Here is a 20,316-nt window from a genome sequence, read left to right on the forward strand (position 1 = left end):
ATGAGCCAGAACCCTTTGCAGGAGGTGGAGCTGTACGCCTTTTCCAGCAACACCGCCCAGTTCTTCCTGACCCCGCACGAATTCGATGTCGATCTCGACGGTAATCTGTACAGCAGCCTCTCCATCGAACGCAACGAACTGGCGCTGGGTGCCGAAGCGGCCAAGTCGGCGCTGGAACTGAAGCTGCCACCGAACAGCGAACTGGTGCGGCATCTGCTGGCCACCACGCTGACCGGCGAAACCACCTCCGTCACCTTGCGTATCGGTCAGCGCGATAACTGGGGCGACTACTGGTGGCTGTCCGGCACGCGCTGGATGGGGCGTGTGCTGGGTGTGGAGATTGCCGACGATCAGGCGCGCATCCGCTGTGAATCGGCGCAGGTCAGTTTGAAGCGCATCGGGCTGCGCAGGCTCTACAGCCGCAAGTGTTCGCACGTCCTGTATTCCAGCGCTTGTGGGGCATCGCCGATCACCGACAGCGCCTTCGTCACCGAGGTCTATGGCCGCAGTGTCGAACTCGACGGCGGTGTGCCGGGCGGCGTCAGCGGCGGCCTGGCCGGTGGCTGGCTGCAAACGCCCGATGGCGCGCGGCACATGATCATCAACGACTACGGCAGCGGCGTGGAGTTGCTCTATCCGGTGGCCATCGAGCCGGGCACCGAAGTGCTGCTGACGGTCGGCTGCGACCACAGCACAGCAACGTGCGCCGGACGCTTCGGCAACCTCGACAACTACGGCGGCTTTCCCGCCATCCCGAGCAAGAACCCGTTTTCGACGGGCGTGTTCTGAATCCCTGCGTTCTGAATTCCTGGAGAAATCGTCATGTGGTACCTCGTCGTCATCGTGGTGGCGGCGCTGGTTTCGGTCGCGCTCGCCCCGAAACCGCCCGAACCAAAACCCGCATCGCTGTCCGACGTCGATGCGCCCACCGCCGAAGAAGGCCGACCGATTCCGGTGGTGTTCGGCACTGTGCTGCTGCGCGGGGCCAACGTGGTCTGGTACGGCGACCTGGCCGCCGATCCGATCCGCAAGAAAGGCGGCAAGAAGTGAGCGCGGACATGATCGTCACCATCGACGACGTGCGCGCCGCTGGCCTGTGCGTGAACGGCACGCGCGTCTGGTTCGCCCGTCACGATCTGGACTTCCGCGCCTTTCTGCGTGAGGGCTGCACGGCTGAAACCTTGCTGGCCACGGGTGATGCGATGGCGTTGCGGGTGGTCGATCGTGCGCGCATTCGGTTGGAGGTGCGCTGATGGGCGGCAGCAGCAAGAAGCAAACCGTCGGCTACCGCTACCGCATGGGCCTGCATCTGGTGCTGTGCCAAGGGCCGGTCGATGCCGTGCAGGAAATCCAGATGGGTGAGCGCACTGCGTGGGGCGATGCCGACCGTGGGCCGCTATCCAGTGGGCACGGCCTCACCAGCCTGTCCATCAACAAGCCGACGCTGTTTGGCGGTGATGAGCGCGAAGGCGGTGTGGTCGGCACCATCGACGTGCTGCCCGGCGGCCCGAGCCAAGGGCGCAACGATTACCTGATGGCGCGCCTCGGCAGCGCCATTCCGGCGTTCCGGGGCGTGCTGTCGCTGGTGGCGCGGCAAATCCTGTTCGCCGCCAACAACCCCTACATCAAACCGTGGGCGGTGCGCGTGCGCCGCTTCACGGCGGGCTGGCACGACGCTGCGTGGATGGAGTGGAACGCCGAAGTGCGTGCGTGGGATGACGAGCAGGGCCGCGAGGTCAGTGTCGGCATGAACCCGGCGCACATCCTCGTGCAATGTCTGACTGACCCGCATTGGGGGATGGGTTATCCGCAGGACAGCATCGGCTGGAGTTTCTGGAACGTGGCGTGGGCCCTGTCGGATGAGGGCTTTGGGCTGAACCTGATCTGGACGCGCCAGCAGCCTATCGAGAGCTTCATCGGGCAAGTCGTCGATCACATCGGCGGCATCCTCTACACCGATCCGGAGCAAGGCACGTTCGAGCTGAAACTGCTGCGCGACGACTACTGGATCGACAGCCTGCCGCAACTGGGGCCGGACGAGATCGTGCGACTGGAACGCTTCGAGCGTGCCCAGTGGGGCGAGCTGCCCAACGAACTGACCGTGGTCTATACCGACTGGCAGACCGGCGGCGACACCACCGTCACCGTGGAAAACCTCGCCGCCATCCAGTTGCAGGGCGGCGTGATCAACCAGCGCCGCGACTACCCGGGCGTCAACTACGGGCCGCTGGCCGCGCGGCTGGCGCTGCGCGATCTGCGCGCCTTGGGTTCGCCGCTGGCGCGTATGACCCTGACCGTGGCGCGCGACACGCTGGAACGTGCGCCGCTGCCGGGCGATGTGTTCCTGCTCAACTGGCCGCGTCTGGGCATCGACCAGATGGTGGTGCGTGTGACCGGCATCGACACCGGCACGCTGGGCGCATTGGAGTGGCGCATCGAAGCGATGGAGGACGTGTTCGGGCTGGACAACGTGGTGCTCGCTCCGCCGCCGCCCATCATCGAAGAGCCGACGCTGGAGCCGCTGCCGCCCGCGCTGGTGCTGGCGCTGGAGATTCCGTACTGGGAACTGGCGCGCAGCTTGTCGCGGGCCGAACTCGATTACCTCACCGACACCGATGCCGCCGTCGGCGCACTGGCCGCTGCCGGTGGTGCGGGGCAACTGAACTGGCAGCTCGCCACGGGCACGTCCGCAGGTGACATCGCCAGCATTGCCAGCGAGGACTACGCGCCGTTGCTCACGCTGGATGCGGCTTTGTCCGCCAGCGAAACCGATGCCGTCAGCGTGCCGGTGACCGCCATCAGCCAACCCGAGCGACTGGCCGTGGGCGACTACGCCTATCTGGTCGATGCCGGTGGTGACATCCGCGAAGCCGTGGTCGTGCTGGCCTTCGACGCCGCAAACGCCCGCATCGATCTGGCACGCGGGGTGCTCGACACCACGCCACATACGCACGTCAGCGGCACGCGGCTGATCGGCGTCGGCGAATGGCTGGCCGCCGAAGGTGCGGAGCGCGCACCGGGCGAGTCGGTGTTCGTCGGCGCGATCCCGCGCACCTCCACCGATCAGGGGGATGCGGTGCTGGCCAGCAATGGCCAGCCGCTGGTGCTGACGGGGCGGCAGGCTTTGCCGTATCCGCCCGGACGTATTCGCCTCAATGGCCAGACCGAGCCCGCCGTGGTGGCCGGTGATCTCACCATTACATGGGCCCACCGTGACCGCACGCAGCAGACGGCCTACCTCGTGCAGCAGGACGAAGGCGACATCGGCCCGGAACCGGGCGTGAGCTACACAGTTCGCATCCGTGATCGCAACGATGCGTTGGCGCATACCGACACCGGCATCACCGGCAACAGCTTCGTCTGGAACGTGACCACCGCCGCATCGGATGCGGGGGCACTGGGTGACCGCGTCACGCTGGAAATCACCGCCGAGCGCGCTGGGCTGGAGAGCTGGCAGCCGCAGGTGCGGCAGGTCATTCGCGCGGGCTACGGCCTGCACTACGGCAACTATTACGGAGGACTCTGATGGCCAATACCGACCCGAACCTTGGGCTGACCTACGGCTGGACGCTGGGCGAAAGCGGCTGGGGCAACGCGATGGACGCCAACTTGAAGCGCCTCGGCGCAACCGTGGGCCTGTCCGTGAAAGACCGCGACCTGACCACGCCACCGGCCAGCCCCGCCGATGGTGATCGCTACATCGTGCCTGCCGCCGCCACCGGCGCGTGGGCAGGCAAAGCCAACCAGATCGCCGTGCGCATCGAGGGCGCGTGGGAGTTCTACCCGCCCAAGGTGGGCTGGCTTTGCTACATCGAGGACGAGGCCAAGCTCTCGGCCTACAAGCCCGCTGGCTGGAGCGCGGGCATCGCCATCTGAAACCCATTCCGCCGCAACCACCGAACCCGCCCACGAGGCGGGTTTTGCATTTTGGAGACCTGTAATGACCGACCAAGAACAACAACCCGCCGCCCTTGTGGAAAACATGCTCCTGCTGCGCAAAGAGGACTTCGATGAACTGCTGAGCCACGCCGCCGAACGTGGAGCAGAGCGGGTGCTGGCCCATCTCGGGCTGGAAAACGGTCACGCCGCCCGCGACATCCGCGAATTGCGCGACTTGCTGGAAGCGTGGCGTGATGCCCGCCGCACCGCGTGGCAGACCGCCGTGAAGGTCATCACCACCGGCATGCTGGCCGCGCTGCTGGTCGGAGCTGCCATCAAGTTGAAGCTGATGGGAGGCGCGCAATGAAGCCTCGCATCTGCTTGCTTGATGACTGGCGGCGCGTGTTACGACGGGCCTGGAGCATCCGCTTCTCTCTGCTGGCAGCTGCCTTCACAGCGGCGGAAGTGGTGGTACCGCTGTTCGGGGACGTACTGCCGCGCGGCGCGTTTGTGCTGCTGGCCTTTGTCGCCAGCATCGGCGCGACCGTCGCGCGCATCGTGGCGCAGCCGGAGATGCACCGATGACCCGGCCAACATCACGCGTGATGCGCAGGACGGTGGCCGGACTGACGCTGTCCGCTGCTGCCCTGGTCGGTATCGTGCTGCACGAGGGCTACACCGATCGCGCAGTGATCCCCGTCAAGGGCGATGTACCGACCATTGGCTTCGGCACCACCACCGGGGTAAAGCTGGGCGACACCACCACGCCGCCGAAGGCGCTGGCGCGGGCGCTCACCGATGTGCAGCAGTTCGAAGGCGCGCTCAAGCAATGCGTAACCGTGCCGCTGGCCCAGCACGAATACGACGCGTTGGTGAGCTTTTCTTACAACGTCGGCAGCCGCGCGTTCTGCCAGTCCACGTTGGTCAGAAAACTCAACGCCGAGGACTACGTGGGAGCCTGTGCCGAGCTGCTGCGCTGGCGCTTCTTCCAGGGCAAAGACTGCGCGCTGCCCACCAACGCGCGGCTGTGCGGCGGGCTGGCTACACGGCGAGAAGTCGAATACCGGCAGTGCATCGGAGAGGCGTCGTGAGCGTGATTCCGTGGCCATACCGACTGTTGGCCTTTGCGGCGCTCGGCGTCGCCCTGGTTGGCTTTGGCTGGATCAAGGGGGCGAGCCACGTTCAAGCGCAATGGGATGCCGCCATCCAGCAACAAGCCCTACAGACCGCCGCCGCCCGCGAGCGGCAGGCGCAAGCCACCGTCAAGGTCGTCACCCAGTACGTCGACCGCGTCCGCGTCGTCCGCGAGAAGGGCGACACCATCATCAAGGAAATTCCCGTCTATGTGCCCGTTCAAGCCGATGCTGCTTGCACTATCAACCGTGGCTTTGTGCGCCTGCACGACGCTGCCGCCGCCGGTGAGCTGCCCGAGCCCGCCAGAGATGCTGATGCGGCCGCCGCAGGCATTGCGCTCTCTGCCGTCGCCGGAACCCTTGCCGCCAACTACCAGAGCTGTCACGAAAACGCCGAGCAACTGAGGGCGTTTCAGGCGTGGGCCAAAGAGATGGTGTCTGCCAGACATTGAAATGCTGCTGGACAACTACCTGCACTAACGCTGGTAGCTCGAAGAGCTACTCAAGCAGTATGATCTATGCTGTGCGATTGTGGTAAGGAAAAGCAACGATGGATCAAGATAGACAATGGCCTCGAGTAGGCGACAGGCTTATCCACCAGTACCGGAAAAAACCTGGGCATGCTGAAGCAGAGGTGGTTTCTGTAGATAAAAAGAGTGGTGCTATCTCTCTGCGAGTTGGCGATAAGGTTTATCCCTCGTTGTCTTCTGCGGCACAAGCTTTATCTGGCGCGGCAGCTAATGGCTGGACCTATTGGGGCCTGAAAAAACAACGCCCTCGAAAATAGAATTCTGCAATTTTCGTGCAAGGAACGGCGCGGACTAAGAAATCAGAATTTCAATCATCAGGTTGGCCGGACAGCCATCCTTTCAATCTAATTTGCACCGGGTTGAGGTGCATGCTTCAAGGGATGATGTCAGTGGGCTACTATAAAACAAATGCTGTCTATAAATTATTAGAATCCGAACAGGAGCATCCATTTGTTTGGGTGTCTGGAAATGCCTGGATGCTTATTTACGGTGATCAGTCTGCCACCCCAAGAGCTCTTGTTTTGGCATTCGGAAAGTCGTGGTCTCTTCAGAAAGATGTCATTCAAGCAGCAAAGAAGATATCCTCAAAATCTGGCATCCCCCTCTTTTTCGTTAAATTTGACGACTCAGCCAATTTCATTGACAAAGTCGGCTTTGGCAAGCCAGGACAACAACCTTGCGAGCTCACCTTAGATCAGCTTAAAGATGAGTTCCAGAAGATAGGTTTACCGGTCAAAAGTGGAGCCTGCGGAAAAAGTGTCAACGATGCCACAAGTAGTGCTTATCATAACTGGCAGCGGAGCAGCCTCGGCTCGATCAAGGTGACTGACATTGACCTTATTCGATTGAGCACTGAAGGGGAGCCGATTGAGGCTATCGAACTGAAACGGTCTTTCTCTCCTTTGCAGGAATGGAATCCCTATCCCGTTGATTACGTAAATTTTAACTTGCTTTTGGCTGTATGCAATCAGTCGGCAATGAGGATGACCATCGCGTACAACGTAAGACAAACCAAGCCTGTATTTAATGATAATGCATCCCGGCTTGCGCTATTTTCCTATGCGGCCATTAACTCGCCCGTTAGGATTGGACAATTCAGCTACAGTGATTTTTTGACCGGAATTTATTGATTGGTTGGCGCAAGTTTTGATTTGATTTGCGCCAACCATCCATGAAGTAGGCAACTGTTATTGCCTAACCACTTCCATCAGCCGACCGAAGCTATCTACTACGTCGTACTTAACGTTTTCCGGTGCGAAGCGACGGTTCATCTCATCGAAGAACTTACGGGCACATTTGATCTTGGTTTTCTCGATTTCGCGCAGATCCATCGACGACATCGATCCCTTGGTTTCAGCAACGAAGTAGATGTGCTTCACCGATCCTTCTTTGAATGAAATGGCCCAGTCTGGGTTGTAGTCACCGACAGGTGTTGGAATCAGAAAGCCGCGTGGCAACTTCGCATACACAACGACTTCAGCGCTGGCCTCCAACGCTTCGGCAAATTCCCGCTCGGGCTTCGAGCCTGAGTCAGGCAATACGAAGTCATAGATATGGTGCTTGGGTGTCTTTACCGCGTTACTGAAGTCCTGCTTGGTTTGTCCGGCGGTGAAGATGTCGAGGTCGAACTTGTCTTCGACTGGATCGTAGGCCAGATGCTCGATGATGACGGTAGCCTTCTGCTCGTTGATCAGGCGAATCGCCTCGGCAATAAAGCTCTCCGGGTTGGTTTTGAACTGCGCGAATACTGCGGCGTTAAGTCCCTTCAGAATGTCGGTCACCGTGCGCCTTGTTAGCTGGGTGCCTTCTGCAAGCTTGCCGATCAGGTCGTACCTGACCGCTGAATGGATTGAGACGCGGTTATCTTCCGTTTCAGAGTCTTTCAATTCGAATGCAGTGCCGCCCTTAATCCCATCGTAGGTCACGGCAGCTGCCTGTTCACCGTGCTGGATGGTGTATTGCAACGGGGTCACACGAAGCCCGGCATCTTTGTCGTTGAGTGTCTTGACCGCTTTCTGCACCAGTTCGTCGTGGTCGAAGTCCACGCTGTATGCCGCCTTGCGGTTGATCCGATTCCAAAGTTCCGTGAACTCTTGTTTCTCGAAGTTTGCGTTGAGCGGGTTCTTTTTGGGCTTGCGGTCGTCGCCAATTTCGGGCAACTGGTTCTCGCTGAAAACGCTGTCGATCAGCTTGAAGACCTGCTCCGCGTGCGGCACCAACTCAGGTGGCAACGCAGCCAGCGCGCCGTCCTTCTTCGCCTCGTGGTATTTGCTGGTGATTCGATCAGCGTCGTCGGTGTAGTCGTGCTTAAGCAGGTACTTGTAGATCTGCTTCGCGAGCTGCGGTGTGATCGCGACATCGCCAGACTCCGTCTTCAGCACCTTGCCGGTGAAGAAGGCCTCGTCCGCTACTCGCGGACGCGCCGACAGCGACTCGCTGATGTCCCTCTGCAGCGCCGCGACAAAGTCCTTATAACTCTCGCTTGCCACCACGGTCAGCACGTTCACATCGTGTACCGTGGCTGGGTGATCCATCCTGTCACCGCTTTGGTTTACGGACAGCCGCAAGCCACGTCCCACCTCCTGACGGCGGGAAATAGTGTTGTCACTGTGCTTGAGAGCGCAAATCACGAACACGTTCGGGTTGTCCCAGCCTTCACGAAGTGCCGAATGGGAGAAGATGAAGCGCACCGGCTCGGCGAATGACAGCAGTCGCTCCTTGTCCTTCAGGATCAGGTCGTAGGCATCCACGTCGTCGGAAAGCCCCGCGTTCTCGCCACGCGCCGCGACCGTGGGGTCGGCCAGCCGTTTGCTTTTCTTGTCGATGGAGAAATAGCCGCTGTGAGTCTTTTCGGCAGAAATGCCTCTTAGGTACTTGACGTACGGCGTTTCATCCAGATCCAGCACCTCGTTGAGGTAGAGCTGATACTCCTCCTCGAAGATGCGGGCGTAATCGCCTTTCTCGTCCGGTGAATCGTAGTCGCGGTACTTGACCACTTCGTCAATGAAGTAGAGCGTGAGTACCTTCACGCCCTGTTGGAACAGCGCTTGTTCCTTGTCGAAGTGCGCCTTGATGGCCTCGCGGATCTGGATGCGGCGCAGCGCGGCCTCGGTCACGTCACCGGTCGCATCCCCAACGGTTAGTTCGACCCCATTAGTGAAGCTCAGGGTGTCGGAGTTGGCGTTGATATCGGCCACGACAAAGCCATCGCGGTACTGATCGAGCCCGTTCGACAGATCGAACAGGTTGTCGCCTTTGGAGAGCTTCCTCACCACCCGCTTGATGTTCCCGCCTGCCAGCTTCTGCTCGAACTCCACACGCGCCTCGGGCGGCTTCTTGCTCGATATCTCGATGGACTGCAAGTACATATAGCCAGCCGTGCCCGCTAGCCCTTTCACCGCGATGCCGCGCACGGCGATTTTTTTCACCAGCTTCTGGTTGTAAGCGTCCAACGCATCGAGGCGGTGGATCTTGTTGTGCGTGGTCTTATGGGTGGCCGAGTAGCGCAACACCATCAACGCCTTGAACTCCTCCAGCGACTTCAGCGTCGCCGCGCCTTCCATCTTCTGAGGCTCATCCAGGATCAGGATGGGGCGGTTGGCGCTGATCACGTCGATGGGCTTGCGCGACTGGAAGTCATCCAGCACGTCATAAATTCGGCGATTGTCGGCTCCTCGTGCGGCGAAGGCCTGTACGTTGATCACCATCACGTTGATCCCCGCGTCCGACGAAAAACTCTCCAGGTGGTGCAGCTGCTTCGAGTTGTAGATAAAGAAGCGTGCCTTCTTCTGATACGTTTCAAGGAAGTGCTCGGAGGTGATCTGCAGCGACTTGGCCACGCCTTCACGGATGGCGATGCTGGGCACCACGATGATGAACTTGCTCCATCCGTATTGCTTGTTCAACTCAAAGATGGTTTTGATGTAGCAGTAGGTCTTGCCTGTGCCTGTTTCCATCTCGACGTCGAGGTTAACCTTGGCCACTTTGGTCTTAACCAGTGCGTCCGATATCGGCAGGTTCTGGCCCTGCTGCACGGCTCTGATGTTTTCGAGCAGCGCCGTGTCCGACAAATTGAAGTCGGCGTTGCGGAACGCCGCTTCCTTTTCCGCTGCGGCTTCATGCGTAGCGGCTTCCAGCGCGAGCGCTCCTTGCGGGCCTGCTAGGGCTGCTTTCTGGCTGCCGGGATCGAGCCGGTAGCGAACGCCGCCGTGATGCGGAACCTGTCCCTTGAAGCAGTCGATTACTGCTTGCACGGCCGCTGTCTGGTAGGCCTGCGTCTTGAATTTCAGCTTCATTGCAGCCTCCTCAAATGCACTTCACTTCGGTGGCAGGCGACAAAAGCTTGAAGATCTGCTCCACGTTGATCTTGATAGCGCTGTCCTTGAAGCCAGCATCGCGGAACACCACTCGCAGCGGTTGGCTCTTGGCTAGTTCCTTCACGAAGGCTTCGTCTATGCCGCCGTGTGCGTCAAAGCAGGCGGCCAGTGCGTTGTCATCGACAAAGAAAACCTCCTTGCCCTGAATGGACTTCCTAGCAATCGGCAGCGCAAGATCAACGCCCCAGTCCATCATCACCTGGAACAGTAAGTCTTCCGCCGTGCGGTCAGGCTTGATATTGTCGACAAACAAGTCGAGATTGGCTTTGTCCAGCGCATCGGGGGCGTAGTAGACGTCAGCCATGTTCGATGTATCAACTTTAAGTAGGCGGAATCCTAAGTCAAGATCCGTATTTCTCGTAGGCAAGGTGTCTGAGAATTCTTCTCGAATTTTTTGTGCCGCTCTCCGAATGCGATTTTTTCCAATCTCGGAAACTACTGAGTATCCAAGTTTTCTGGCCTCGGACTTCTCGTCACATTCCTCGGGCAATTGAACCATTATGAATCGGCGATTTGCCCCATCTTCTGCATTCAAAAGCATAAGTGCATGCGCCGCCGTGCACGAGCCAGCGAAGAAGTCGATCAATATATCGTCATTCTTGCAAATTGATTGAATTAGTCTCTTTGCTACCTGAACCGGTTTTGGTGTATCAAAAGGAATACTGAGGTCAGCAAGCAAGGCGTCGTCACTGCCGCCGTAGTAAAGCAGCGAAGGGATGTTTTCAAATAAATTATCTTTCAGCCGATATTTTCTCGTCGGCTGCGTCTTCTCGTCTGAGCCGAAAATAATCAACCCAGACTTCAGGAGTTCTTGCATTGTTGCAGGAGGGTTGCGCCATCCCCGCTCAGGAACAGGGCACTCCTTCCCTGTTACGGGATGAATTAGCGGGATGAAGTAATCTTCCGGTGCTTTTTTCTTATTCGGCCACGCCATCGAAACCGGACGGAAGACGTCGCCATTGTCATCGATTTGGTTATATGCCTTTTCGCCCCCAGTGAGATCTTGCTGGTTTACCCAGTCTTTGTATTCTTTCCTTGCTTTTTCAGTGACCCCGCCTTCCTTGCCAAGAATCTGCTTGGCTTTTGCAAGCATTTTTCCCGCGTTCTCTTTGGGACGCTGTAACTCGCAGGTCGCCTTGAAGAATTCTCGATCTTTGCAGTAAATACAAATTAGTTCATGCTGCTGCGCGACGCCGGTGGCATCACCTTTTGGATTTCTTTTATCCCACACAATAGTTCCGAGATTATTCTTCTCGCCGTATATTTCGGCCAGAAGCTTCTCCAAGTTGGGATATTCATTCTCGTCAATATGAATTACGATGAGTCCATCATCTCGCAGCAAGTTGCGCGACAACTTTAGTCTCGAATACATCATGGACAGCCAGTCCGAGTGAAAGCGCCCGCTTGTTTCGGGATTGGCTGTCAAGCGATTTCCTTTGCTATCCACTTGATTTGAGCGGAGAAAAAATTCAGAGACTTCGTCTGCAAAGTCGTCGGCGTAAACAAAATCGTTACCCGTATTGTACGGCGGGTCGATATAGACCATCTTGATTTTGCCAAGATAAGTTTCCTGAAGCAGCTTCAGCGCGTCGAGATTATCGCCCTCGATAAAGATATTTTTGGTAGTGTCGAAGTTGACGCTCTCTTCAATTTGTTCGCCTTTTGAATTTTTTGTCGTGCGTACTGGACGGAGCGTCTTTGCAATCGGTGCATTTGCCGTGAGCAGTGCCTCGCGCTTGCCTGGCCAATTAAGGTGGTAGCGCTCCTGCGGACCCTCAACAATCGAATCGGCTAGCTCTTGGCGAAGCTGGTCAAAATCCACCGCCAGCTTCACGTTGCCGTCTTCACCCTTGGCTTCCGTCACGCAACCCGGAAACAGATCGCGGATACGGGCAATGTTGTCTTGGGTGAGATTGGGCGAGTGCATTTTCAGTTTGTCCATGTTCGATCCTCTAGTCGCTGCGCTTCCGATATCGGGGTTCAGCGGCTCAATTGTTCAAGTTCAGTTTTCAGTTGCCGCAAGGTCGCGTTGATCTCGACCTTACGGTTAAATTGCTTTTCCTTAGCCAGTCTCGCCTGGGTTTTCTCGACTTCGCGGCGCTTGCTTGCCGCCTGCTCGATACGCGCAATCCAGTCCGGCAAGGCTTCCTGCGGACGTGCTGGCAGCGGCATTAAGCCTTGCAGCAGACCGGAGTACAGGTGGGCCATGTCGAGGGCCAGCGGCATAGCCGTGCGGGCAGTTGCCGCTGGCATCCAGTTGCTGGTGAAGTAGCTGGACAGCACCCAGCGACTGGCGTCGGCTTCGCTCGGGCGCTTGTAAGCCGCAACTACTCGCGTTTTCGCCTGATCGCCCTGGCCTTGGTTCAGTTCAAACAGGATAGGGAACTGCACTGCGCCATCAATGCAGCGGAGCACGTCTTCGTGCAGCTCGGTGGACTTGAGCTGGATGCTGAAGACCTGGATTTCCGGCACACCGGGCCGCGCAGGCAGGTTGATCGTCTCAGGGGCGAGCTTGTACTGCCAGACGATCTGCTCGACCTGCTCGACGAACAGTTCCTTCAGCCGGGTGTTGGCCCCGCTGTGCTCATAGATTTTGTTCTTGGGCAGAACGCGCCCGAAAGCAGCTTGCTTGGGGTAGGCGATCAGCGCCGGTTTTTGTGCGGTCGCTCCTTGACTCATCCAGCCTCCTGAATCACGAGAAAGCTAATGAGTTCAAAGTCGTCCAGGCCGGAAATGGTGTCTGTCAGTGCCGTGGTCTTGCCACCGCTGAACAGGCTGTCCAAATCCTTTTCTTCCTTTACCTCGATCATCGAACGGATGGACTTGCCCAACAGATCGGAGTAGGGCTGCATCCGGCGGCCATCTGCCGTTTCCTGATTGAAGCGCTGGCACACGTCGACGATGGGTTTGTCCTGGCCTTTGCAGCAGGTGCGCACCAGATCCAGTAGGCGCTTCACCTCGGTGTGGTCATGAATGACCTCTCCCTCGCGGTTGATGTAGACGAGGTAGTACGGATGCAGGCGGTTGTGCTGGTTGAGGTTGATCCCGGCATTGCGATTGCGCAGCGTGAAGATCGCGCCCGGCCGTAGGCCCATCTCGGGTCTGGCGGGAACCACTGCGTGCATCCCGTTAGGCACATTGCTCAGTTCGCCGTGGGCTTTGACGTAGTTGAGCAAATCCATGCGGAAGTCGTTGAGGCCCAAGTCAGTGATAGAGACGCCGGTCTTCAAATCCTCCAGCTCGATGACTTCCTCCTGCAGGCGACGCAGTTGCTCTTTGCGGTACGACACGTCGTTGGCCTGCGCAGACAGCACGTTGTCGTCACCTGTGGCGGTCACGTCAGCGATCATCATTCGGCTCTCAACGCGCTCCTTGAGGTTGATGTACTCGTCGAGCGAAATGTCGGGCCAGTAATTGACTAGCTGGATGCTGCTGTTGGGCGAGCCAATGCGATCTACCCGGCCAAAGCGCTGGATGATGCGTACTGGGTTCCAGTGGATGTCGTAGTTGATCAGGTAGTCGCAGTCCTGCAGGTTCTGGCCTTCGGAGATGCAATCGGTGCCGATCAGCAGATCCACCTCGTGCGGCTCGTCCGGCAGTACCACCGCCTTCTCTTTAGAGCGAGGGGAGAACAGGGTGAGCAGCTCCTGGAAGTCATAGCTGCGCTTCTGAGTTTTGCTCTTGATGGTGGACTGCGGCGCTCCCTTGCCGGTGACCTTGGCGGTGTGAATGGCGAGCGTGGCCAGCAGCTCCGGCGCAAGGTTGGCGTACAGGTAATCAGCGGTGTCGGCAAAGGCTGTGAAAATCAGCACCTTCCTGTTGCCGGGGTTGATTGGGTTTGCAATCTTGCCGAGCAGTTGCGCTTTGAGGTGCTGTAACTTGGCGTCGTCCTGCGGCGTGATCTTGTTCATCGAAGCCAGCAAGGCATCGATGACCTGTAAGTCCACCTTCAGTTCGTGCTCCCAGGACGGCAAGTCCATGTCGGCGAGGCTGATCTTGATCTTGCTGCCGATCTCGCCGCCCTCGTCGCTGGGCATGGGCAGCTCATCGTCCTCTGCATCCAGCCCTTCCAGCACTTCCGTGAGGTCGCCCACCGTGACCGCGCCGCCGGATTGATTGAACGCGGCGATCTTGGCGAGGGTGGCTTCGTTGTTGGCTCGCAGTGATTGCAGCGTTAGCCGGAACGACTGCACCGAACTTTCAAGCCGTTTGAGCAGGTTGACCGTCATCAGGGCCTGCAGGCTCTTTTCGCGGTCGGCTTGGCGCAGCGTGCCCTTGCCGCCTACCTTGGTGTCGTAGATCTCCTCGTACTTCTTCAGACGGCTGGGCAGGATGTAGCTGATGGGCGCATATACGGCCAGCTTGAGCAGTGAGAGTTGCTCGAAAATTTCGTTGAAGCCCAACACGTCCGACCGCTCGGTCAACGGGCAGTGAAACGACAGCGGTTTGCGGCGCTCCGGAAATTGACCGATGTCCTTGGTGTCGTAAAAGGTCTGGATGTGCTTACGCGAGCGTGCGATGGTGACGCTGTCGAGCAGCTCGAAGAAGTCGAAGTCCAGTGAGTCGAGGATCGCACGCGCGGTACGTTCTTCCGGGGGGAGCTTCGACCACGCATTGAAGGCTGCTTGTGCGCCTCGGAAAATCTCCTCAACGCTTCTGTCCGTGCGCAGTTTTTTTGTGAGGTTTTCGGAGTCGCCTTCGTAGGCCAGCGCCAGTTGGTTGCGCAAGTCAGTAAAGCGGTTGTTGACTGGCGTGGCCGACAACATCAGCACCTTGGTCTTGACCCCTTCCTGAATCACCTTGCGCATTAGCTTCTGGTAGCGCGTTTCCTTGTCTTTGTAGGCGTCGTTGTTGCGGAAGTTGTGCGACTCGTCGATGACGACGAGGTCGTAGTTGCCCCAGTTGATGCGGTTCAGCGGGGTACCAAAGGACTCGCCGCTGGTGCGGGACAGATCCGTGTGGCAGAGGACGTCGTAGTTGAACCGGTCGCGGGCGAAGATGTTGGTCTTGAGGTTGCGGTTGTAGTTCAGCCAGTTGTCCGCCAGCTTCTTGGGGCAGAGCACCAGCACTGACCGGTTTCGCAGCTCGTAATACTTGATGACGGCCAGCGCGGTGAAGGTCTTGCCCAAGCCGACGCTGTCGGCAAGGATGCAGCCGCTGTAGGTTTCCAGCTTGTTGATGATCCCTGTGGCAGCATCCTTCTGGTAGTTGAAGAGCTTGTTCCAGATCAGCGTGTCCTGGTAGCCGGTGCGGTCGTTGGGCAGGACGTCTTCGTCGATGTCGTCTAGGAACTCGTTGAAGATGTTGTAGAGCATCAGGAAGTAGATGCTCTCGGGTGAGTTCTCTTGGTAGACCGAGGCGATGTGCTCGCAAATCTGCGCTGTCACGTCCTCCAGCTTTTCGGGGTCGTTCCAGATCTGATCGAATAGGCTCAGGTACGTGGCGGCAAATGGTGCCTCGTCCATCTTGTTGACGAGGTTGGATACCGCATTGCCTTGCTGGTAACCGAGATCGACAGCCGTGAACCCGTGCAGGGGCATATATGCCGTGTCGGTGCCGCCAGCCTGCACGCAGGCGAACTGCTGCATCGGCGCTTTGGTGCGGTTGCTCTTGAATTTAGCCTTGCGCCGTATCCACTCGGCGCACTCCTTGGCCACCGCCCTCTGGGTGAGCTTATTGCGCAGCTGGATTTCAAACTCGCTGCCGTAGAGGCTGCGCTCACGGTCGAGCTTGGGGATGTGGAATTCCTTCCGCTCTTTGCGAATCTTGTCGGTGACCTCGTTGGCAACAAAAGTAGGCGAGGTGAAGATGAAGTCCAGCTCGTCAATCTTTTCCAGCTCGGCTTTCAGCGCCTCGAAGGCGTACATGGAAAAGCACGAGGCCGCAACCTTCAGGCGCGCACCTGGCCGGAGGGTCTGCTTGAGATCGTCGCCAAGCAACCTGCTGATGTTGTCGATCAGTTCCATCAGTCGCTTGCCCCCGAATCTTTGTTGGTCAGCTTGGCGGCAATCCACTCATCCAGGTCGCTGCGGCGGAAGCGCCACGTTCCGCCGAGCTTGAATGCGGGAAGCTTGCCTTCGGCCGCGAGGCGGTAGACGGTGCGCTTGCCAGCCTTCAAGTAGGCGGCCACCTCGTCTAGGGTCAGGATTTCACCTTCCGGGTCTGCCATCGTCTCGCCTTTGCCGATGATGAATAGGGATTGCCAAGAGTTGCCAATTCTCCCATATGACGGCGAACTAGGCCAGAGGCTAGGCGAAGAAAAGAACGGCCAAATCGTCGAATCCACGCCCTCAAGGCCAATGCGTTGCTATCTGGCTCGGATTGCGGACGCGGGTTCGGTTCCGTGCTCCGCCACCACTTACCCAAAAACCAACCATTCTCGGTTGGTTTTTTTTCGCCCGTTCCCACCAGTGTTGGCGCGGGTTCGGGCCTTGCTGCGACGGACGCCGCCGCCCCGGACAGCCCCGTGTCGGGCGGTTTTTCGTTCTCAGTTCCCGCCCATTCTCTGTTTCTGCGGAGGAGGACTCCGCACCTGAACCAACACTGGCGCGGGTTTCCGGCTGCTTGTTCGTCACGGAAGCTGCCTTCACGCAGGCGACCCGCCCCTGGAACAGGCTACCCGTTCACGATGGGCCGAACATCCCAGGTGATCGGCGACTCGGGTCGGTAGCCCACCACGTCGCCACGCTTGATGCTGTTGTCTAGGTGTTCTGCCAGCGCCTTGTCGTACTTCGCAATCTGCTTGATGGCACGGTCGACGGCGTTGCGGAAGGCGTCCCGGACGTTCTTCCGCTTGTCCCCAGCCTTGCGTTGCCGCCCTCCGAGGCCTTTGCCACCTTCCATCGCTTTGGTCAGGAAAGCCATTTCCTCCTCGATCTCCTCGATGCGGGCGTGGTCACCGGCATCGCGAGCCTCCTCAATCTCGCCCAGCAGCTCGCGGGCTCGCTGCTGCCACTCGCGTAGGGCTTGCCTGTCTGCGACGTCTCCCGCATCGCCCAGAGGAACGCCTTGGGTTACTTGGAAGCCCTCCTCAATATCTTCCGGGGCCACCCCGGTGTTGGCAGGCAGATCAATGGCGTTGGCCGCGCTTCCAACAGCAATCTCATAGACCGATGTCTCCCGATCCGGGAACGCCAGCAACAGGTTGATGTACTCGGCCCCCTTGTCGACGCCCTGGATCAGGATGGTGTGTCGTCCCCGACCTTGAAAACGTGCCTCCCAGACACCACCGCGCTTTCGGAAGATGTTGTCTGGCAGCTTCTCGGCCGAGACCACGGCGGGCATCGAGACCACCGAACCGGACTCATAGGCCGTCCGAAGCAGGCAGTCGCCTGGGAGCGTGCGTTCACGAATCTCCTTGCTGTAGCGACTGAGCAGATCATCCAATGCCCCCATCACCTCGTTGGCATGCCGCTTGTAGAGATCGAACACCCGCTGTGCAGCCTGCCCAGCTTTGTCGTAGTTCAGATACTTGAAGACCCGGCCCACGTCGGGGTAGCTGGTGACGAACTGCGCCACGTCCGTGAGGCCTTTCACCTGATTGGCTCGCTCTAGATAGGCTGCCGCCATGATCTTGTCCACGTTCTTCTTCTGATCTTGGGCATCGCGGCTCTGGGTGAACACGTCGAACTTGTAGTGTTCGGCCGGATCGTGCTGGTCAGACTTGGCAGCGAGAACAGCAAATCGGCGGTCGATGCATTGCGAGCAGCCTCCGCAGTGGGTGTGCTGGTTCGTCATCTCCCAGGTGTGGGTGCAGGTCATCGAATGCTTGATCAGGTCGTGGCAACCAGCGTCCGTAATGACCTTGACGACGTCCGCCTTCGTTTTCCAGATGTAGAGGTTCTCGACTGCGAAGGGCTCACCTGCCACCAATGAAAGCAGGTCTTGGAAGCCTTTCATCACTCTAGGGTGCGTTGTCCTTGTGGCACGGCCGCCGACCACCTGAGCGCACACCGGAAGATTCAGGCTGATCACGCCGTTCTCGTAGAAGCGGACACTCTTGAGGTTGAGCATCCGGGCAATCGTCGCGCCGATGGAGACGTACAGGAACGACCGGCTGCGCTGGGTGTACTCGTGGTTCAGTTCTTTGGTCTTGTGGACGCGAACGGTAATGCGGTGCGGCACGTTGTCGCCTGCTTTCGCGGCCAGCATCTCTTCGAGTACGCGGTGTCGCTTGTTGAGCTTGGAGGTCGACTTGTGGGTGACCAAGAGCACGCGCCGCTTCTGGTTCACAACCTCATCGATGGCACCGGCAAGAGAGTCCAGTCCGCCGGAGAACATCACCACCTGCTCCGGCATCCCGTACATCTGCTGGGTGTCATTGAACTCGAGGTACTCCTGGAACTGGTGATCCTGGTCGAGTTTGACGAAGTCGAACTGGTACTGGTCGTCGGACAGGAACCCGAGCGTCGAGCACAGCGGTTCCTGCACCTCCGCACTGTTCCAAAAATCGGGATTGCGCACCGGAACCACGAAGTGCAGGTCGCGCCGCCAGCCATCACCAAAGGAATCGACATCGTCCGCACCGCGTCTGACCACCTGATCAGCGCTGTAGACGTAGGTGGCGATCTCCAGCAGGTCGTGAAACAGCGGCGGAACGCCACGAAACATTTTGGTGTGGACGTCTTCGATGCGCAGGGTGATGTTGCCGTGCCCGGCCTTGCCGGAGAGCCGCAGCCGCAGATCGCGCGAGGGATCTTCGCTGATGCCTTTTGCGGACGCGTTGCCGCACAGAACGTATCGCTTACCTTGCATCGCTGCGCGCCCCCGCTTTCAACTCGTCCTTCATCTTTTTCAGCGCATAGCCTGCGAATCCGTCCGACGATTTTCTGGAAATATCACCGCCCTCATGAAACCGGTGTTTTGAGAACCATTCACTTGAAAACTTCTCGACGATGACCGACGCCTCTCGGGTGTGGGTCTCCAGAGCCGCATTGAACTGGGCCGACTGATTCATCGTCGCAAAGCGCATTCCATCGCCAAGCTGGGTGTTCACGACCTTGCTCAGGAAATACTGCAGCCCTTCATTGGCCAGCCGGGCAAAGAATCGCCGGGAGAAGTCGCCAAACTCCTTCGGCTTTCCCAAGTCTGCGAGCGCCGCCCGCATCGTGTCCGGGTCGGACGAAAAGAGCGATTGCAGTTTGGGCGCGAGGACATCGTTGACGGCACCGACGATGGCCCGATTGGCAAGGCCTCCGAGGTCGGATCGCTGGCCATTGCCCTCTACGCGCCGATCCAGTGCTTCGGTGATCGCCGTGGTCACATCGATGAGGGAGGGGTCGGCAGGTAGATGGATGCCCGCTGCCGCAAGGTGCTGGTGGATATCGGGCTTCTTGGCGGCAATGGCCATCTGGGTCATCAGCCAAACGGCCTCGGTGTAGCCCACATCGTCCATCACGAAGGAGAAGGCCTTTTCGGCCGCCGTGATGGTGGCATTGGCGATTTGGGAGACGTCAGCACCGGCGGCGATCAGTTCGACGACCTCCTTCCACGCCTTCGTTCTTGGCAGTACCCCGAGCCGAACGTGTCCCATCCAGGATTCCCCTTGTTGAAATCAAAGCATCGCGGTCATTCGTTGCGCTTCACGATCACGATGCTCCGTGCCTTTTTTTCTTCTTTCCTCAAATACCCCTTGCGTACCAACTGCGCGATTTGTTCATGAGCGCTGGCGTGGCTGATGCCCAGGGCTTCGGCCAATTCCTTGACGGTGGGCGGCAGGCCCGTGTTGTCGAGGATTTGGCAAATCGCCCTCAGCGTTCTTGCCTGCGGCTCCGTAATGCCTTCGGTCTTTCGCTTGCTCATGGCATTGCTCCTCGCCGATTTGGACAATATATGACCTGATGAACATCAGGTCAATGGAGGCGACCCAACGCAGAAAATCTCTGGCCTGACTACGGGCGCGAGGAGCGACGCCAGTCCCAAGGGGCTATCGGATCGGCATCGCGCCACAGCCCGGCGTGGCGGCCGCGCGCCTCCTGCTCAGCGAACTCGTAGGCACCGGCATCCTCGGCGGACTGCTCCCGTGCGTACTGGCGGTACCACCAAGCCATCCCGGTTGTGATCTGTGCCAGCCCTGCGTCCAGTGTCTTCGGACACGTGCGTGCGGTGCAGGAGGGGTCGGCGACCAGTACCTTGCCAACAAGCCGCCCGTAGCGGTCGCGCTTGCTGCTCATCACGACGACGTCTTTGCCGAACACGAGGTCGGACATCGACGCCTTGGATCGCTGCCCGAATGCCTGCTTCTTCTCCGGCGCATCGATCCCTGCCACCCGGATCTTGTGCTGCGTCCTATCCGCATCGAGGACGGTGACCGTGTCGCCGTCGGCCACGCCAACCACTCGACCAGTGATGGTCTCCGCCCTGGCACTCCACGCCGCCAGGGCGATCAACGTCGCCCAG

Annotated in this window: 20 protein-coding genes; 11 read left to right on the forward strand and 9 right to left on the reverse strand. The window is 58.9% G+C overall.

All coding sequences use genetic code 11. From position 1 onward, the window contains the following. From ABB33_RS06900 to ABB33_RS18520, 11 genes are all read left to right on the forward strand, one after another. Window positions 1-789, forward strand: coding sequence for a DUF2163 domain-containing protein (locus ABB33_RS06900; RefSeq protein ID WP_056931621.1), 789 nt, complete (start codon window positions 1-3; stop codon window positions 787-789). Window positions 790-822: 33 nt separating this feature from the next. Next, the gene (locus tag ABB33_RS06905; protein ID WP_009518720.1) at window positions 823-1,050 is read left to right on the forward strand and encodes a hypothetical protein; all 228 of its coding nucleotides are present in this window, start codon (window positions 823-825) and stop codon (window positions 1,048-1,050) included. A gap of 8 nt (window positions 1,051-1,058) precedes the next feature. After that, entirely contained in the window at window positions 1,059-1,253 is a 195-nt protein-coding gene (locus ABB33_RS06910) for a hypothetical protein (RefSeq protein ID WP_211260874.1), read from the forward strand. Further along, window positions 1,253-3,526, forward strand: coding sequence for a phage tail protein (locus ABB33_RS06915; RefSeq protein ID WP_056931623.1), 2,274 nt, complete (start codon window positions 1,253-1,255; stop codon window positions 3,524-3,526). The genes ABB33_RS06910 and ABB33_RS06915 overlap by 1 nt, the downstream gene beginning before the upstream one ends. Continuing rightward, window positions 3,526-3,876, forward strand: coding sequence for a DUF2793 domain-containing protein (locus tag ABB33_RS06920; protein WP_056931624.1), 351 nt, complete (start codon window positions 3,526-3,528; stop codon window positions 3,874-3,876). Before ABB33_RS06915 ends, ABB33_RS06920 begins: the two co-directional genes overlap by 1 nt. A gap of 64 nt (window positions 3,877-3,940) precedes the next feature. Then, entirely contained in the window at window positions 3,941-4,246 is a 306-nt protein-coding gene (locus ABB33_RS06925) for a DUF6127 family protein (protein WP_056931625.1), read from the forward strand. Beyond that, window positions 4,243-4,464 carry a DUF7940 domain-containing protein gene (locus ABB33_RS06930; protein ID WP_056931626.1) on the forward strand — a complete coding sequence of 74 codons (222 nt, stop codon included), beginning with the start codon at window positions 4,243-4,245 and terminating at the stop codon, window positions 4,462-4,464. The genes ABB33_RS06925 and ABB33_RS06930 overlap by 4 nt, the downstream gene beginning before the upstream one ends. Further along, complete coding sequence (locus ABB33_RS06935; RefSeq protein ID WP_056931627.1) at window positions 4,461-4,970, forward strand: lysozyme; 510 nt, start codon at window positions 4,461-4,463, stop codon at window positions 4,968-4,970. The genes ABB33_RS06930 and ABB33_RS06935 overlap by 4 nt, the downstream gene beginning before the upstream one ends. Further along, complete coding sequence (locus ABB33_RS06940) at window positions 4,967-5,464, forward strand: hypothetical protein (protein WP_056931628.1); 498 nt, start codon at window positions 4,967-4,969, stop codon at window positions 5,462-5,464. Before ABB33_RS06935 ends, ABB33_RS06940 begins: the two co-directional genes overlap by 4 nt. A 98-nt stretch (window positions 5,465-5,562) precedes the next feature. Then, on the forward strand, window positions 5,563-5,799 hold the full coding sequence (locus tag ABB33_RS18515) for a DUF2924 domain-containing protein (RefSeq protein ID WP_152984993.1): 237 nt from the start codon (window positions 5,563-5,565) through the stop codon (window positions 5,797-5,799). Between the two features lie 132 nt (window positions 5,800-5,931). Beyond that, window positions 5,932-6,672, forward strand: coding sequence for a hypothetical protein (locus ABB33_RS18520; RefSeq protein WP_152984994.1), 741 nt, complete (start codon window positions 5,932-5,934; stop codon window positions 6,670-6,672). A gap of 57 nt (window positions 6,673-6,729) precedes the next feature. On the opposite strand, the gene ABB33_RS06945 is transcribed toward ABB33_RS18520, so the two are convergent. From ABB33_RS06945 to ABB33_RS06985, 9 genes are all read right to left on the reverse strand, one after another. Next, window positions 6,730-9,837 (reverse strand): type III restriction-modification system endonuclease, encoded by a 3,108-nt coding sequence (locus ABB33_RS06945; protein WP_056931629.1) that lies wholly within the window; start codon window positions 9,835-9,837, stop codon window positions 6,730-6,732. 10 nt (window positions 9,838-9,847) lie between these two features. Further along, entirely contained in the window at window positions 9,848-11,860 is a 2,013-nt protein-coding gene (locus ABB33_RS06950) for a site-specific DNA-methyltransferase (RefSeq protein WP_056931630.1), read from the reverse strand. Window positions 11,861-11,898: 38 nt separating this feature from the next. Continuing rightward, on the reverse strand, window positions 11,899-12,597 hold the full coding sequence (locus tag ABB33_RS06955) for a DUF4391 domain-containing protein (protein WP_056931631.1): 699 nt from the start codon (window positions 12,595-12,597) through the stop codon (window positions 11,899-11,901). After that, window positions 12,594-15,884, reverse strand: coding sequence for a helicase-related protein (locus tag ABB33_RS06960; protein WP_056931632.1), 3,291 nt, complete (start codon window positions 15,882-15,884; stop codon window positions 12,594-12,596). Before ABB33_RS06960 ends, ABB33_RS06955 begins: the two co-directional genes overlap by 4 nt. Beyond that, window positions 15,884-16,087, reverse strand: coding sequence for a methylation-associated defense system helix-turn-helix domain-containing protein MAD1 (mads1, locus tag ABB33_RS06965; protein ID WP_056931633.1), 204 nt, complete (start codon window positions 16,085-16,087; stop codon window positions 15,884-15,886). Before mads1 ends, ABB33_RS06960 begins: the two co-directional genes overlap by 1 nt. Before the next feature lie 446 nt (window positions 16,088-16,533). Then, window positions 16,534-18,672 (reverse strand): 7-cyano-7-deazaguanine synthase, encoded by a 2,139-nt coding sequence (locus tag ABB33_RS06970; RefSeq protein WP_056931634.1) that lies wholly within the window; start codon window positions 18,670-18,672, stop codon window positions 16,534-16,536. Further along, complete coding sequence (locus ABB33_RS06975; RefSeq protein WP_036235347.1) at window positions 18,662-19,450, reverse strand: hypothetical protein; 789 nt, start codon at window positions 19,448-19,450, stop codon at window positions 18,662-18,664. Before ABB33_RS06975 ends, ABB33_RS06970 begins: the two co-directional genes overlap by 11 nt. A 35-nt stretch (window positions 19,451-19,485) precedes the next feature. Continuing rightward, complete coding sequence (locus ABB33_RS06980; RefSeq protein ID WP_036235344.1) at window positions 19,486-19,719, reverse strand: LexA family protein; 234 nt, start codon at window positions 19,717-19,719, stop codon at window positions 19,486-19,488. An 89-nt stretch (window positions 19,720-19,808) separates the two neighbouring features. Next, window positions 19,809-20,246, reverse strand: coding sequence for a thermonuclease family protein (locus ABB33_RS06985; RefSeq protein ID WP_211260866.1), 438 nt, complete (start codon window positions 20,244-20,246; stop codon window positions 19,809-19,811). Window positions 20,247-20,316: the final 70 nt, after the last annotated feature.

This window comes from Stenotrophomonas acidaminiphila, from assembly GCF_001431595.1.
Lineage (GTDB): Bacteria > Pseudomonadota > Gammaproteobacteria > Xanthomonadales > Xanthomonadaceae > Stenotrophomonas > Stenotrophomonas acidaminiphila.